The sequence below is a fragment of the Flavobacterium sp. IMCC34518 genome (assembly GCF_027111095.2).
Taxonomy (GTDB): domain Bacteria; phylum Bacteroidota; class Bacteroidia; order Flavobacteriales; family Flavobacteriaceae; genus Flavobacterium; species Flavobacterium praedii.
Genome location: NZ_CP114284.2, coordinates 638,145 through 654,736, shown reverse-complemented (window position 1 = coordinate 654,736; position 16,592 = coordinate 638,145). Strand labels below are relative to the sequence as shown.

Annotated in this window: 15 protein-coding genes; 7 read left to right on the top strand and 8 right to left on the bottom strand. The window is 32.6% G+C overall.

Annotated features, from left to right (window positions below):
- Nucleotides 1-60: 60 nt before the first annotated feature.
- From OZP06_RS02765 to OZP06_RS02755, 3 genes are all read right to left on the bottom strand, one after another.
- Nucleotides 61-1,014: a biotin/lipoyl-binding protein gene (locus OZP06_RS02765; protein ID WP_269223586.1), complete on the bottom strand. Its 954-nt coding sequence runs from the start codon at nucleotides 1,012-1,014 to the stop codon at nucleotides 61-63.
- 10 nt (nucleotides 1,015-1,024) lie between these two features.
- Nucleotides 1,025-2,404 (bottom strand): TolC family protein, encoded by a 1,380-nt coding sequence (locus OZP06_RS02760; protein ID WP_269223585.1) that lies wholly within the window; start codon nucleotides 2,402-2,404, stop codon nucleotides 1,025-1,027.
- Nucleotides 2,405-2,527: 123 nt separating this feature from the next.
- Entirely contained in the window at nucleotides 2,528-3,358 is an 831-nt protein-coding gene (locus tag OZP06_RS02755) for a DUF5692 family protein (RefSeq protein WP_269223584.1), read from the bottom strand.
- Nucleotides 3,359-3,858: 500 nt separating this feature from the next.
- Between OZP06_RS02755 and OZP06_RS02750 the strand changes: the two genes are divergently transcribed.
- The 3 genes from OZP06_RS02750 (at nucleotide 3,859) to OZP06_RS02740 (ending at nucleotide 7,597) form a co-directional block, all read left to right on the top strand.
- The gene (locus OZP06_RS02750; protein ID WP_269223583.1) at nucleotides 3,859-5,196 is read left to right on the top strand and encodes an amidohydrolase; all 1,338 of its coding nucleotides are present in this window, start codon (nucleotides 3,859-3,861) and stop codon (nucleotides 5,194-5,196) included.
- A 60-nt stretch (nucleotides 5,197-5,256) separates the two neighbouring features.
- The gene (locus OZP06_RS02745) at nucleotides 5,257-6,162 is read left to right on the top strand and encodes a phospholipase A (RefSeq protein ID WP_269223582.1); all 906 of its coding nucleotides are present in this window, start codon (nucleotides 5,257-5,259) and stop codon (nucleotides 6,160-6,162) included.
- Nucleotides 6,163-6,340: 178 nt separating this feature from the next.
- Entirely contained in the window at nucleotides 6,341-7,597 is a 1,257-nt protein-coding gene (locus OZP06_RS02740) for a hypothetical protein (protein ID WP_281324200.1), read from the top strand.
- Nucleotides 7,598-7,663: 66 nt separating this feature from the next.
- Here OZP06_RS02740 and OZP06_RS02735 read toward each other — a convergent pair whose 3' ends face one another.
- Entirely contained in the window at nucleotides 7,664-8,179 is a 516-nt protein-coding gene (locus tag OZP06_RS02735) for a transposase (RefSeq protein WP_269223579.1), read from the bottom strand.
- A gap of 191 nt (nucleotides 8,180-8,370) precedes the next feature.
- A complete protein-coding gene (locus OZP06_RS02730; protein ID WP_269223578.1) occupies nucleotides 8,371-8,556 on the bottom strand; it encodes a hypothetical protein in 186 nt (61 codons plus the stop codon).
- A 746-nt stretch (nucleotides 8,557-9,302) separates the two neighbouring features.
- Here OZP06_RS02730 and OZP06_RS02725 point away from each other — a divergent pair.
- A complete protein-coding gene (locus tag OZP06_RS02725) occupies nucleotides 9,303-10,349 on the top strand; it encodes a hypothetical protein (protein ID WP_281324199.1) in 1,047 nt (348 codons plus the stop codon).
- 120 nt (nucleotides 10,350-10,469) lie between these two features.
- Here OZP06_RS02725 and OZP06_RS02720 read toward each other — a convergent pair whose 3' ends face one another.
- A complete protein-coding gene (locus OZP06_RS02720) occupies nucleotides 10,470-10,772 on the bottom strand; it encodes an N-acetyltransferase (RefSeq protein WP_281324198.1) in 303 nt (100 codons plus the stop codon).
- Between the two features lie 375 nt (nucleotides 10,773-11,147).
- Here OZP06_RS02720 and OZP06_RS02715 point away from each other — a divergent pair, with 375 nt between their 5' ends.
- A complete protein-coding gene (locus OZP06_RS02715) occupies nucleotides 11,148-11,825 on the top strand; it encodes an alpha/beta hydrolase (RefSeq protein WP_269223575.1) in 678 nt (225 codons plus the stop codon).
- A gap of 42 nt (nucleotides 11,826-11,867) precedes the next feature.
- Here OZP06_RS02715 and OZP06_RS02710 read toward each other — a convergent pair whose 3' ends face one another.
- Nucleotides 11,868-12,563 carry a thioredoxin family protein gene (locus OZP06_RS02710; protein WP_269223574.1) on the bottom strand — a complete coding sequence of 232 codons (696 nt, stop codon included), beginning with the start codon at nucleotides 12,561-12,563 and terminating at the stop codon, nucleotides 11,868-11,870.
- 158 nt (nucleotides 12,564-12,721) lie between these two features.
- On the bottom strand, nucleotides 12,722-13,237 hold the full coding sequence (locus OZP06_RS02705) for a DUF2892 domain-containing protein (RefSeq protein ID WP_269223573.1): 516 nt from the start codon (nucleotides 13,235-13,237) through the stop codon (nucleotides 12,722-12,724).
- Between the two features lie 166 nt (nucleotides 13,238-13,403).
- On the opposite strand from OZP06_RS02705, the gene rpmH reads away from it, so the two are divergent.
- Both rpmH and carB read left to right on the top strand, forming a co-directional pair.
- The gene (gene rpmH, locus OZP06_RS02700) at nucleotides 13,404-13,565 is read left to right on the top strand and encodes a 50S ribosomal protein L34 (RefSeq protein ID WP_007136275.1); all 162 of its coding nucleotides are present in this window, start codon (nucleotides 13,404-13,406) and stop codon (nucleotides 13,563-13,565) included.
- Nucleotides 13,566-13,716: 151 nt separating this feature from the next.
- Complete coding sequence (carB, locus tag OZP06_RS02695) at nucleotides 13,717-16,572, top strand: carbamoyl-phosphate synthase large subunit (protein ID WP_269223572.1); 2,856 nt, start codon at nucleotides 13,717-13,719, stop codon at nucleotides 16,570-16,572.
- The last annotated feature ends 20 nt before the right edge of the window (nucleotides 16,573-16,592 follow it).

Here is a 16,592-nt window from a genome sequence, read left to right as displayed (position 1 = left end):
TTTTATTTTGCCAGAATAATTGAAATTCTCTTTTTAAGAGGGAAAAGAAATTTTGCATAATTATAATGATAAAGTTACAGTTGTTTTCGTAATTAAATCTTTTGTTTCATTTATGTCTAATGGAGAAATTCGCACTTCAAACAAACTTTCTTGTAATTCATAATCGGGATAAGCGGTTGCAATGTTTCCGTATGCACCCAATTGTTTTATTATAGTAATTTTTCCTTTAATTTTTTTATCAGAATTTGGAATGCCAACACTAATTTCTTGCCCTTTTTTGAAACCAGAAAGCTGACTTTCTTGGACTGTAAATCGAAAGTACGTGCTATTGCTTATATAGCCATTAAATAAGGTGTAACCTGGTAAAGCCAACTCTCCCAAGTTAAGGGTTATGGTTTCAATACTCATATCTTGTGGAGCTATAACATAACGTTCTTTATTGGCAGATTCTACTTCTTGCAAAGCGCCGTAGGCTCTGTCTTGCTGTCCTAATGCCATCGTTTGTTGTTCAATTCGTGCTCCTTTTCTAGCTTCATCAATTTCTGCTAAAACTGCATTGTATTGCGCTTGAGCACCTTGGTATTTGGCAAAAGTTTCATCAAAAGTTTGCTGGGAAACTAAGGAGTCTTTGAGCATGTTGCTTAATCTATTGATTGATTTTTGAGCAAATTCATATTGCTCTTTCAATCCCATTTTTTTGGCTTCAAGTTGCTTGATTTGATTGTCTGTAGCTCCTTTGACCGCCATAGAGTACTGCGCTTTTGCACTAATTACGGCGCCTTCAGCTTGACTTTTTTTGGCGTCCACTTCTGGAATGTCAAGTATAGCGAGAGTGTCTCCTTTTTTAACAAAGTCTCCTTCTTTTACCATTATTTTAATTATTTTGCCAGGAATCTTACTAACTATTGCAATTTGTTCATTTTCTACTTTTCCTTGTAAAAGGCTATTGTTTTTTGGCTTGCTACAGCTTAATACAATCAATGTCAGGAACAGTATGGTGATAGCTCTTTTCATATTTTAATTATTATTTAGATAATTTTTTAGACAATTCCCCAGTGGTTATAATCGTTTCAATTGCGGCTAAACGTTCTTCTATTAGGGTGTTTAATTTGGTAGTAGATACTTTGAAAGAGTCATTTTCGGCTTCTAATAATTCAGAAACATTGATAAGTCCTTCTTTGTATTGTTTGGAAGCCAAGTTTAAATTGTTTTTGGCAACTTTTTCTTGCTGGTTAGAGATTTCAATTTTTTTCATTAAAACATCATAATTAACCATATTGTTTTCTAGCAATAACTGTAGTTTTTGTTTGGTGTCGTCAATTTGGTTCTGAACTTTTTCGATATTTAATTTGGCTTCATGTACTTTATGTTCTCTTTCAAAACCCGCAAAAATTTCCCATTTCATTGCAGCGCCAACCATTAACAAAGGTTTTAACGAAAATTCATTTACCCCCAAACTTACAGGTTGGTTTATAATAGGAATAGTTGAAGTAGTTCCTTTCAAATCAAATATACTGGAATAAGTAATACCCCCAAAAGCGCCAACAGTTGGTAGGTAAGTGCCTTTTTCTTTTTTTAATAAATATTCGCTTGCTAATTTGAATGATTCTAAAGCCTTTATTTCTTGTTTGTTGTCGGTGTTTAAATTAGTATCAAAAAGAATATAGGGAACAATTTCATATTGAACTGCATTAATTTCTGTGTTGGAATAACCCGTTAAGTATTCGATTTTTTTGTAAAGTAGCGCTCGTTTTCCGTTTAATTCAATTCTTTTGGACTCTAATTCTAGCAAAGCCAACTTTATTTTGTCTCTATCATAAGGAATGGCAAGTCCCAGTTCAATTGCTCTAGAAACTCTTTTGGTTTCGGTATTCAGCCTTTTATCACTGTCATTAATTAGTTTCTCGGTTTCGTTGATTAGTTTTAATTGATCAAAAGTGTTAATTACATCTTTGATTATGGCGTCTTTCTCAGAGTCTTTCAAATAAGCTGTTCCAATGGCTTTTTGTTTGACCGCATTGGCTCCATTGGGTATTTGCATGCCACTAAATAACACACTTTTTGCCATAAGACTGCCTATGAAAAAATTACCCGAATTATCAAATGTTCCTTTATCTTTAAATAATGGGATATTTCCAACGGTTGTACTTGGGAAATCCAATGTCAAGTTGCTATCAAAGTAAGAATAGAGTGCGTAGGCTTCTACTGTTGGGATGTACTTATTGCGAATCCCTTTTTCTTGTAGATTTAGTTTTTCTATTTCTATTGTTGAGTTTTTAAGCGAAATGTTTTTGTCGATTGCTTTGTTTATAGCCTCTTCAAGACTTGTAGAAACTACTATCTGAGAATGTAAATTTGTTACAAGTAAACAAAAAGTGGATAGGAAAATAATTTTCTTATTCATTAAAATTGATTTTTTAACTTTATAAACTTTAGAAAATGCATAACACTAATTAGTATAAATTTAAATAAAAAAGAGAAAAGGAATACAATTATTCTCTTTTTTATTTAAAAATTAGTTGCAGTGTTAATTTACATGTACTTCTTGACCAAAACCAAAGCGTTTGTCTTTGATCATTTTAGAGAAATGTATCCAAGCAAAAGCGGCATTGGCTCCAAAACTAATGATACCTACTATTAACAATAAAGTTTCATTATGCTCAGGCATTATGTAGGTATTTGGATTGTCTACGTAATAGTTGAATGTAAATAGATACATCATCCATGCGCTCAAGGTTATAGCACGCGCTTGCAACCAACTTCCTTTTGTAATAAACAAAGCCGGAACGGTGCACGAAAATAAAACCGCGACATTATAGAAGGTATGTTGTGGTACACAAAAATAGATGTAGGCAAAATTCCAAATATCATAAGCGATGATCCAAAATACAAGCATGTCGGGCCAAATCATATCTTGCGACTTGTCTTTTGTAACATTTATACCAACCCATCCAGATATGGTTATGATCGAAAGGATACCAGCAATTCCGTTAAGATAATGCCAAATGCCACCATTCTCTCCACCAAGTTCAAAATCTCTTAAGACCGCCTCAAGGATGTTTACTCCTAATATCAAAGCGGGTAAAAAAAGAATGTTTTTGTTCGATGCGCCAGATTTAGAGTATCTTATATAGGCAAAAATGAGTACGCCAGCAATTGCAGAGTACACTTTAGCCCAGTGGAACCAAGTATTAATAGTTGCATCGGGATGATCACCTGCGGTGGGCCAAACCGTAAAAGTTAACACTCCAGCAATACCTACAAAAACAATTATTGAAAGCCACTTTGACCTTCTGAAGACTTCGTTTAGGATTAATAATCCTAAAAAAATTGAAACAACATGAATGATTTTTTCCATAAGATTGGTTTTTTAAGTTGTTAATAAATATAATTTTAACAATTATATTTCTATAAATTTACTTTTTTATTTTGTCTTAATTTGTTTATTAACAGTTGTTTATGTAAAACTTCTTAAAGCTAGAGTAAATTTTATAATGCCTATCAAAAGTTTTAATATTGTTTTAAATAGAAACAAAAGCTATAATGTCAATATTGTTTTTCAATAAATCATTTTAACCAACGGCTGAAAATATATTTAAAGCATTTCATAGTTTAAACACTTGTTAATATTTAAATCTTTATAAGTATCTCACTGGTTAATTGTTTTTTATTATTTGTAGATTTAACAAATATTGATTTTGTAATTTTCAATCTATAAAGATTTTTCAAAACCTATTGACATAAAATAAGAGTTTAAATATAACTTTATAATTTGTTCGAATATTTAATTAATTGACTGGTTTTAATATAGAAACTACTTAAATCGTGTAAAAAAATGATTCAAAAATCTAGAATAAAATGAAACAGCATCAAACATTTTCTTTGGTACTATTTATTTTTTTGATAAAAATAACTGGTGTTTTCGGTCAATCAAATTCCTCCAATCAAGATTTAAATGAAATAGTAGATACCGATACTAAGCGACTGGTAGAAATGTTTGAAGATATTCATTCAAATCCGGAATTAGGATTCATGGAGGTAAGAACTGCTGCTATTGTTGCTAAAGAATTAAAAGCTTTAGGATTTGAGGTTAAAACTGGAATTGGTAAAACAGGCGTAGTTGGTATTTTGAAAAATGGAAATGGACCTGTCGTTATGTATCGCGCTGATATGGATTGTAATTCCGTTCAAGAAACTACGGGAATCGCATACGCAAACAATAAACTAGTAAAAAATAGATCAGGTGAAGATGTACCTGCAATGCACGCCTGCGGACATGATGCGCATACGACTTGGATGTTGGGTGTCGCTAAAGCTATGGTGGTTTTAAAGAAATCATGGAGTGGAACTTTAGTAATGGTTGGGCAACCCGCAGAAGAATTGGGTGAAGGAGCAGAAGCTATGATTAATGATAAAATGTATGAGAAAGGAGTTCCTGTACCCGATTATTTATTTGGAATGCACACAGCTCCTTTTCCTGTAGGTATAATTTCAAATGGAAGCGGAAAAAGAATGGCTGGAATGGATGTTCTAGATGTTACATTTTATGGAATTGGCGGTCATGGATCTTCTCCTCACGTTGCAAAAGACCCAATTTTGATGGGAGCAGCTGCCGTAATTGAATATCAAACCATAATAAGTCGGGGCATTGATCCACAAAACGCAGCTGTGATAACTGTAGGTTCTTTTCAATCCGGAATAGATAACAATGTAATTCCTGGTTCGGCATTGTTAAAATTAAATCTACGTTGGTTTAATGAACAAGACCGTAACGTTATGATAAACGGAATTAAACGAATAAATGAGAGCATTGCCTTTGCCTATGATTTGCCTAAAGAATTGTATCCAACGCTAACTATGAAAGGAATGGCGTTTCCATTGGTAAACAATGAAGTAATGGTAAACAAGGTAAATAAAGCATTAGAAGCAGTTATTGCCCCAGACAAAAACATCAAAAATATTCCCGCAGTTATGGGTTCAGAAGATTTTCACCATTTGGTTATACACAATCCAAAACCAATATATGACTATATGTTGGTTGGTATCGCCAATAAAGAAGCGTCAGAAAAGGCTACTAAAGAAGGCAAAATGTTTCCATTTTTTAATCACAATAGCAATTTTGAAGTAGATTTGAGTGCAATCCCATTGGGTGTTACTCTTGGTACAACCGCTTTATTGGAAATTTTCAAAAAGTAGAAGGCTCCTAGAATGGGAGTGATTTTTTATTTTTAGTCTTTTGTACTTAAATAAAATTATATGATAAAACAGTTCAATTTTTCGAATTTTTGTCTCTTTTTAGCATTATTGTTTTTTTTAGCCGTGAATGGGCAATCTAGTTTGTTTTCTAATAAGTCTAGACGTTTTCAAACACTTACCCAAATTTGGGAATTGGAACCCGATACTCAAAACGGCACTTTTTTACTTTCAAAATACAAACCCATTTACGTTTTGCCTTTCCGATATTCATCAGACCCAAATGAACTTCCCTACAATTCTGGAACTGAAGTTTCTGTAGATAAATATGTAAAATTAAATAAAGTAGAAGCTAAATTTCAATTAAGTTTTAAAGTCAAAATAGCACAAGATATTTTGTTTGGAAAAGCAGATTTATGGATGGCTTATACACAAAAATCCTATTGGCAAATTTTCAACAAAGAATTTTCAAGACCTTTTAGAGAAACCAATTATGAGCCAGAACTTATTTTGAATGTCCCTGCCAAATTTAATTTTTTGGGTCTTCATGGAAGAATGTTTGGAATAGCTTTAAACCATCAATCCAATGGAAGAACAGAAACACTTACAAGAAGTTGGAATAGAATAATTGGATTTGTAGCTTTTGAAGATAAAAATTGGAGTTTGATTGTTAGATCATGGTATGCCGTTGAAATTCAAGAAAATTCAAATATAAAAGATTTTACAGGAAGAGGAGATGCTACTTTTGTGTATGTTTTAAACAAAAACATTCTTACAGCTCATGGTCAGCATTCTTTAAGAACAGGTGAGTTTAATAATGGAAGCATTCAATTGGATTGGGGATTTCCTATTCAGGGGAATCTAAGAGGGCATTTTCAATTTTTTCATGGTTATGGAGATGCTTTAATTGATCATGATTATAAACAAACTATTTTTGGAATTGGAGTTTCTTTTGCTGAGTTGCTTTGATATGTTGGTTTGTAGTTTTTTTTTTTTTTTTTTTCGATTTTTTCGATTTTTTTGTTAAAAAAATCGAATATAACTACCCATAATTCAGGTTATTTCGTTTTTGTAATTAAACTTTTGTTGTTTTTTTATATCTTAGTGTAATATTGTATTATATCAATGAATAATTTATACAGAAATCATGAAAAAAAATATAATTTATTTAGCTTTAATCTTGTTCAGCTTTGTTGGATATGCTGGATATTCGCAAACCAGTGAAGAGCCAGAAGCTTTGGGTTTGCCAGGGGATAATTTAAATTTATATGCGGTTTTAGATGTTTTTCAAAAATCGAAAACACTCGAGGAATTTGAAAAATCTATTAATTTGGAAGAAAATAAAATCAATAATCTTGACTTAAATAATGATAATAATGCGGATTATATTCAGGTGTCAAGCGAAAAAAAAGGAGATACTTTTTTTGTGCTGCTGCAAGTATCTGTTAGTGGGTCTGAAAAACAAGATGTTGCTGTAATTGAAGTAGATAAGAATAAAAATGGGCAAATTACAGTCCAAGTAATTGGAGATGAGGAGTTGTATGGTAAGGATTATATAGTTGAGCCTTCTCAAAACGATACAATTGGAGGAACTATAAATCCGGGGTATTCAGAAAGTGGAACAACTGTAATTAATAATAATACAACCAATAACTATACAACCAATAACGAAAGAGTAGGGCCGTCTATTAGTGCATGGCCTGTCGTGGTATTTTTATTTTCCCCTTTGTTTGTGACATGGCGTTCTCCTTGGTATTGGGGACATTACCCGTCGTATTGGAGACCTTGGCGCCCTGTTTTTTATCGTAGTTATTGTGGGTATCATAGGAATTTTTATGGAAGTCATTATTATCGAAGATCGGTCTATTTGCGAACACCTTATTATCGAAATTATTATGGTAATAGAAGGACCTATTCAAATCTTGTTAGGGCAAACAGGATGAATAATATGTACAAACGAACTTACGAAGGAAGGGTCTATAAAAAGCCTATTTCACCAGTTGTTCGGCCAGGATCGTCATCTAATCGCTATCCAACAGTGACAAGACCAGGATCGTCATCTAATCGCTATCCAACAGTGACAAGACCGGGATCGTCATCTAATCGCTATCCAACGGTGACAAGACCAGGATCGTCATCTAATCGCTATCCAACACTGACAAGACCAGGATCGTCATCTAATGGTTCTCCAACAATGACGAGGCCAGGAAATTCTAACAATATACCTTCTACTTATCCTTCAACTAGACCAGTCAATAGACCCGCATCAACTTGGCCAACGTCAAGACCGTCAACAAATCCAGTTTCATGGCCAAGTTCTCAACAAGCAACACGACCTGTTGCACGACCTGTTGCACGACCTTCAGGGATGAGTAGGTCAACTATGCGAGGCAGTCGAAATTAATATAACACAAAAAAAAACTGACTTAAAGTTAGGAGTGGTCGGAAGAAATTCCGGCCACTTTACGTTTTAAAGACTTTGGCAGGATCCCCACCCGAGAGTATAATCAGTATTTATCGTAATAAGCTCTCTTGATTCCATAACAAACCTTCTTTTGGCTGTTTTGTAGCTTAGGTTATTTGCTTTTTTGTAAATTAAGGCCAGCATCGCTACAATTAGAGTCATATGAATCATGACTTCCATTCCATTTTTACTGAGAGATAGGATATGACTGACATTGAGTTCTTGTTTGATAAATCTGATAAAGACTTCAATATCCCATTTTCTTCTATAATAATTTGCAACTTCCTTAGTAGTAAGTTCAAAATTATTGGTGATGAACCAAAATATTTTTTCGGGTTGCTCATTATTTTTTACTATCACCAGTCTGAATTGGTTTTCAATTTTTTCTTCCTTATGCTTTATGTTTCCTTGTTTATTTATTATTGGGAGGCCTGTATCCAGAATAATAATACTATCTATTATTAGCAAATTTACACCAATATCTAAATCCTGATTTTCCTTGATTAGAGATTCTATCTCCACGTGTTTACGATTTCCCTGACTCTGATAACAAATTTGATATTCTTTTTGGAAAACTCTTTCATGGTCCGGGCTGATTGAACACCCCTGTCAATAATATAAAAACTAAGATGCTCAGCATTTTTTTTTACCTGCTTTGAAATAGCCTCAGGAAGTGTATTTTTCTAGGTTACATTGCACTGGTTATTAAGTGTTTAAATACCTGTTGGAAGAGTCCCATCAAAACAAATGTTATGTTTTTCAAGCTTTCTGCCGTTATTCTGATCAATTCCATCTTTAAGTTTTCCTGCTGGATCTGAAACAATGGTGCTGTCTACTCGAATTAAATTATACTTATCTCTTTCTATTTCATTGTAACTTTCAGAGAAACGATCATACATGTATTCAAAAATCTCCTTAAAATAATGAGAATCAATCTTCTAGAGCCTCTCAGAGATAGAGCTCCTTCTAACAGTTTCTGATTCATCCAAATTAAAAATGGTTTAAAGCCTGAATAGTTATAAGTGTCTTCCAATGTCCGTTGGCTAAGTCTTTCATTGTCTAAAATAGCTTATAGAAGTAGATAAAATACTTTTTTACCATGAAGCACTTTTGAATAGTGATCCACTTCGGTACTTGTAGAGAGATTTGATAGGAGTGCTTCAGGTCTAAAACTTAGCAGCTCACTAACGGATACTTTGTGGTCTTTAAAATTTGTTAAGAATTACTGATTTACAGTAATAAATTTATGAAAAACCAATAAAAAATAAGAAAAATAACATTAAATAATTTTAAACGAATATATGAAAATAAGACGAAAAAAAAGTCGGAAGATTTTCTTCCTACTGCTCCTAAATTAAAGTCTGTTTTTTTGTGTTTAAAAATCACTTTTTTTATTCTATGGTTTGTGATTAATTTTTTTAAAGACAGCCATTTTTTATATAAAAACAGCCTGTTTTTAAATGGCGTGATTTTTTTAAAAAATAAAATAGGTTTCGAATGTTTTTTTTAGTGCTTTAGTGTTTAGTTTTTGATTTTTATTGATTTTAAATTTAATATTATGTTAAATTATGGTGAATAAAATAGATTTAAGGTGTTATTTTTGGTATATTGCAATTGATTTTATTAATGTTGTAAAAAAATGAGTATGGAAAATAAAATTTTATCAATTGTGGCTTTGCTAAGCTGTATATTTAGTTTTTCTTCTTTTTCTCAAAATTCTGTAGAACCAGAATCATTGGGTTTGCCAGGCGATAATTTAAATTTATATGCGGTTTTGGATATTTTTCAAAAAGCTGAAACTATAGAGAGTTTTGAAAAATCATTGAATCAAGCCGATACAAAAATCAATAATTTAGATTTAGATAACAATGGAAAAGTAGATTTCATCAAAGTTACCACTAAAAAAGAAGGAGAGAATTTTATGTTTATCCTGCAAGATGAGGTTGGTAAAAATGAAACGCAAGATGTTGCAGTAATTTTTGTAAATAAAGATAGAAACAAAAAAGTTTCCATTCAAGTAGTAGGAGATGAAAATTTGTATGGTAAAGATTATGTTGTAGAACCGATAGTTTCAAGTACCGCAAATCCTGGCTATAAAGGGAATTCAACTGGGACTGCTATCTCAGTAAACGTTGTTAATGTTGCAAGAAGTCCTGTGGTGATTTACTTGTATTCTCCGGTCTATGTTCCATATTATTCTCGGTATTATTATGGATATTATCCTAGGTATTATCGCCCATGGGCTCCTCTATTTTTTAGTGTGTATTATCGTTATCATTACCATTATCACAATCGTTATTATAGGCCATATTATCATCGTTATCCAGCATATTATTCCCGCTATTATTCAGGGCGAAGAACATCAGTTATAGTAATTAATAATACAAGAAATGGTATTTATAGAAGGACTTATAATGGCAATAATTATAAAAAGCCTGCAAGTCCAACGACACGTCCGTCTACTATAACACGACCTACATCGCCATCAACTCGACCTACGTCACCATCAACAACACGACCTACAACGCCGTCAACACGACCTACGTCACCATCAACTACACGACCTACGACACCATCGACTACACGTCCTACAGCGCCGTCAACTCGACCCACTTCGCCGTCGATAACCCGTCCTACAGCGCCGTCAACTCGACCTGTAACTCGTCCGACATCACCGTCGGCACGACCGTAAAATATGCAAACTTCTACACATAACTCAGTTACAAGGCAACCTTTTCAAAGAAACAGATAGGATAGCAAAGTTTGATTTTTATAAAAAGAGCCAGTTTAATTCATTAAACAGGCTCTTTTATTATAGGCGAATTCCTGGAGGGAGCAACTCTTTATAGTTTGGATTTTTTTTGAAAAAAACGACTATTTTAGGAAGGATTGGAACGACTTTTAATTTTCTTTCCAGGGCAATTTCCATAATGTTTTTCAGGAAATTAGAAATAAAATCCTCATCACTGTAATTTTCGGGAGCATTAATTTTAGTTAAAAATATTTTTTTTTCTTGAAAAGAATATTCAACAGATACTATTCCGGTTTCTACTTTTGTTTCAAATTGTCTAGCAAAAGCATTGTCTTTAATTTCTAGGTTTATTATAGTTTCCATTTTTAGTATTATTGATGCAAATGATAATAATTTGCTTGTGGTGGATATAGTAACAGGATTTTATGTAAGCTTTGTGTTGTAAATTGAAACCCTTTAATTTGTATTAGAAATAAGTTTTAGGTGTAAAAAAATCTAATAAAGCGCAAAGGTAATGATTTGATATTCAGTAACAAGTGTTTTTTTAGGTTAAGTTGTGAAACTAAATTTTAAAAAAGTCAAAAAAAGTAGCGTGTAAATTATTTTTTATTCCTTATTGAAACTGGGGGTGTTTATTGAAATAGGAGAGTAAGTATTCTGTAATTAAAAATTAAATGGTTAATTTTAAAAAATAGTATGATAGCAAAGGACTTGCAATGATTAATAATAATTTTGGTTATGAATAAAATTCCAGTTTATTTTATGCCTGGTTTAGCGGCAAGTGTCGCTATTTTTGAAAGAATTAAACTTTCTGAGTCAGAATTTGAAATGTTTTTTTTAGAATGGGAGATTCCGAGGGAAAAAGAGACTTTGTTGGAGTATGCTAAGCGACTCGCAGAAAAGATCAAACATGAAAATCCAATTCTGATAGGTGTTTCTTTTGGAGGTATTTTGGTTCAAGAAATGTCGCGTTTTATCAAAGTGCAAAAAGTGATCATTATTTCGAGTGTAAAAAGTAATTTGGAGTTTCCAAAAAGAATGATAATTGCAAAAAATACTAAGGCTTATAAATTAATTCCTTTACGATTAGTTCAAAATATTGAAAGTCTAGCTAAATTTTCTTTTGGAGAAAAAGTGAATAAAAGATTGAAGTTGTATGAAAAATTTATTTCAATACGAGATCGGTACTACTTGGATTGGTCTATTGAAAAAATTATAATGTGGGATAGGAAAGAGGCAGATCAAAATGTGATTCATATCCACGGCGATGAGGATGATGTTTTTCCTATAAAATATATTACAAACTGTATTGTTGTAAAAGGGGGTACTCATATAATGATTCTAAACAAGTACAAATGGCTTAATGAAAATTTGCCTAAGATTATTCATGATCAATATATTGCAAATGAAAAATAATAAAGGGTAAGATGGATTTGTAAAATTAATAAATGCCAAGTATTAATTATTGGTGAAACCGTTGTTTTTGGAAATTGCACTTACCAAGTTCTCATTTATATCTTTGCTAAAATAATTGTAGCTGGTAATAATGGCTTCTTTTATTGGGGTTTTTAATTTTACTTTGCTGTCAAAATGTTTGATGCTGACTACATTTTTATTTTCATCAATAAACAATGAAGTTGGGAATCCTAATGTGTGTTTTATTGTAGCGATTATGTGGGCATCTTTCTCGTAATTTTCATTGGCATAACATACTTTAATGTAATCACTGAATTTATATGCAATATTTTTTAAGTCGTTTTTCTTATCCCAAAAAATAACAATAATTTGCATATCATTTCGATGTTCTTTTGCTAAAATGTTTAATGCTGGAATTTCTCCTTTTGGAATGACAAGCCAAGAAGCGTAGGTTATAATAAAAATAGGTTTGTTGATTCGGTTTGTTTTTACGTTTTTTTCTTTGTAAACTTTTAAATTGAAATCATCAAATTTTGTTCCAACAAGTTTGTTTTTAACCAAAGAATCAAAAAGTCTTTTTCCTTCGTCTATATTTCTTTTGTCATATGCATTATTACTTGCTTTTTTATATGTATTTATATTTCCTTTTATGGCATCAGAAAAATACGTAATAGTATCTTGGCTATACGTTGATGAAAAGACTAAAATGAAGAATAAAGTGAGTAATGTCTTATTCATAAAGACCTAAAATTAAATAGTTTAGCAATATATGAATGTTTTTTAGAATTATAGCATTATTCCGATAAATTACTTGAATACCTGTCTAAACGACTTAAAGTTATAAAAAAAACGCCTTAATTTCAAATTAAGGCGTTTAAAATAATAGTAATGAAGATTTATATTTTTTTCATCTGTTCTTTCATCATGATGATTTGATCTTTTAGCATATTTTGCTTGTCTAATTTTTTTGCTTCGTTCAACAATGATGTAGCTTCTAGTTTTCTTCTACGTGTCATCGCCACCCCTGCTAGGTTTAATTTTGCAACAGCTAGATCCATATCCATTGATAATCCCAATTCGATAGCTTTCTTGAAATATTTTTCGGCCTGATTGATATTCGTTTGCGAAAGCATAATTCCGTGTAAGTAATTGAAGTATCCTTGTTGTTTTCTAACTAAAGCTGTCTCAGGATTTTTGATGTAGGCTAGCCATTTTTTGGCACCCTCAAAGTCTTGTTTTCTTAATTTTAGGAAGGCCAATAAGATAAACTCATTTTTAAAATATAAAAAAACTGGTATTCCAGATAATAAAATCAGGAATATTCCGTTACCAATATTGCTTTCAGTGAATTGCCAGATGCTTGTGATTATAATAAGTCCAGCAATAATAAGTTTGATATTTTTATGAAACATAATGTATAAAGATTTAAGTCTGCAAAGATAGTAAAAGGAATTATAAATATTTTTTAAAAACTACTTGCCAGAAAAAAAAGTCTTTGTATATTTGCACTCGGTTTTAGAATAATGGTTATTCAAAAACAAATAGACACTTAATTAAGATTTTTAAACATACAAAGCAATGAGCAAAAGAACGTTTCAACCATCGAAAAGAAAAAGAAGAAATAAGCACGGATTTATGGATAGAATGGCTTCTGCTAATGGAAGAAAAGTTCTAGCGCGTAGAAGAGCTAAAGGAAGACATAAATTGACTGTATCTTGCGAACCAAGACACAAAAAATAATGTTTGCATAAACATCTATAAGGCGTTACTTTTTTTAGTATCGCCTTTTTTTATACCCAAGCGGTACTGCTATTTTTAAGTTTGAAACAAGAGTTTTTTCTAACAAATTTCAATCTTTAAGTGATAAAATATAACTACAATACAAAATAAAATGCCAAAAGATACATCTATAAAATCGGTTTTAATAATAGGTTCAGGTCCAATTGTAATTGGTCAAGCGTGCGAATTTGATTATGCAGGTTCTCAATCTGCACGTTCTATTCGTGAAGAAGGAATTGAAGTAATTTTAATCAATTCGAATCCTGCAACAATTATGACCGATCCTTCAATGGCGGATCATGTTTATTTGAAACCATTAACCACAAAATCTATTATTGAGATTCTTAAAGCACATCCTCAAATTGATGCGGTACTTCCAACAATGGGAGGACAAACTGCATTGAACTTGTGTTTGGAAGCTGACGAAAAAGGAATTTGGCAAGATTTTGGAGTAAGATTGATTGGTGTTGACGTGAATGCAATCAATATTACTGAGGATAGAGAACAATTCAAGCAACTTTTAGCAAAAATTAATGTTCCTACTGCACCTGCCAAAACGGCAACTTCTTTCTTGGAAGGGAAAGAAATTGCTCAGGAATTTGGTTTTCCATTAGTAATTCGTCCTTCGTTTACACTTGGGGGAACTGGTGCTGCTTTTGTACATAGTAAAGAAGAATTTGACGAAAAACTAACCTACGGATTGGAAATGTCACCAATTCATGAAGTATTGATTGATAAAGCTTTGCTAGGTTGGAAAGAATACGAACTAGAGTTGTTGAGAGATAAGAACGATAATGTTGTGATCATCTGCTCTATCGAAAATATGGACCCAATGGGAATTCATACTGGAGATTCTATTACTGTTGCACCAGCGATGACCTTATCGGACACTACATTCCAAAAACTACGAGATTATGCTATCCTAATGATGCGCAGCATTGGAAACTTTGCAGGAGGTTGTAACGTACAGTTTGCCGTTTCGCCAGATGAAAAAGAAGATATTGTTGCCATTGAAATAAATCCTCGTGTGTCTCGCTCATCTGCTTTGGCATCCAAAGCAACGGGTTACCCAATTGCAAAAATTGCCTCAAAATTAGCGTTAGGATATAATTTGGATGAATTGCAAAATCAAATTACAAAATCTACTTCAGCTTTATTTGAACCAACTTTGGATTATGTAATTGTAAAAATACCACGTTGGAACTTCGACAAATTTGAAGGAGCTGATAGAACTTTAGGGCTTCAAATGAAATCTGTAGGTGAGGTTATGGGAATTGGACGTTCGTTCCAAGAAGCCTTACACAAAGCTACTCAATCATTGGAAATCAAAAGAAATGGTTTAGGTGCCGATGGAAAAGGATATACAAACTACGAGCAAATTATCGAGAAATTGACTTTTGCAAGCTGGGATCGTGTTTTTGTAATTTATGATGCTATCGCAATGGGAATTCCATTGAGCCGTATACATGAAATCACAAAAATAGATATGTGGTTTTTGAAACAATACGAGGAACTTTATACTTTGGAAAAAGAAATTTCTAATTATACTATACAATCGTTGCCTAAAGAATTGTTGCTTGAAGCGAAACAAAAAGGTTTTGCAGACAGACAGATTGCACACATGATGGGAGCCAAGGAAAGTGAAGTGCATTCTTTGCGTATGACAATGGATATTAATCGTGTATTTAAATTGGTAGATACTTGTGCAGCTGAGTTTCAGGCTAAAACACCTTATTATTACTCTACTTTTGAGGCTGAAATTGAAAAAGCCAATGGTGAACGTTATGTGGATAATGAAAGTATTGTTACGGATAAAAAGAAAATCATTGTTCTGGGTTCAGGGCCAAACCGAATTGGACAAGGAATCGAATTTGATTATTCTTGTGTACACGGAGTTCTAGCTGCTAAAGAGTGTGGTTATGAGACCATTATGATTAACTGTAATCCAGAAACCGTTTCGACTGATTTTGACACGGCTGATAAATTGTATTTTGAGCCTGTATTCTGGGAGCACATTTACGATATCATCCAACATGAAAAACCAGAAGGTGTTATTGTGCAATTAGGAGGACAGACTGCTTTGAAATTGGCTGAAAAATTGTCTAAATACGGTGTGAAAATTATAGGAACAAGTTTCGATGCTTTGGATTTAGCCGAAGACAGAGGACGTTTCTCAGATTTATTGACAGAATTAAAAATTCCTTTCCCGCAATTTGGAATTGCAGAAACTGCAGATGAGGCTTCGGCTTTAGCAGATACTCTAGACTTCCCGTTGTTGATTCGTCCTTCATATGTATTGGGTGGTCAGGGGATGAAAATCGTAATCAATAAAAAAGAATTGGAAGAACACGTTATCAATTTATTGAAATCGATTCCAGGTAATAAATTGCTTTTAGATCACTATTTGGCTGGGGCAATCGAAGCTGAAGCCGATGCGATTTGTGATGCTGACGGTAATGTTTATATTATAGGTATAATGGAGCATATCGAACCTTGTGGAGTGCACTCGGGAGATAGTAATGCTACTTTACCACCATTCAACTTGGGTGAATTTGTAATGCAGCAGATAAAAGATCATACTCATAAAATTGCTAAAGCTTTAAAAACGGTAGGTTTAATCAATATTCAGTTTGCGATAAAAGATGATACTGTTTATATTATCGAAGCAAACCCTAGAGCCTCTCGTACGGTTCCATTTATTGCGAAAGCTTATGGAGAACCTTATGTAAACTATGCTACTAAAGTAATGTTAGGTCATAATAAAGTAACTGATTTTGATTTCAATCCACAATTGAAAGGATATGCTATCAAACAACCTGTTTTCTCTTTCAGTAAATTCCAAAATGTTAACAAAGCATTAGGGCCAGAAATGAAATCAACAGGTGAAAGTATTTTGTTTATTGATGACTTAAAAGATGATCAATTCTACGAATTGTATTCTAGAAGAAAAATGTATTTGAGTAAATAATAAAAATATGTTTTATTGTA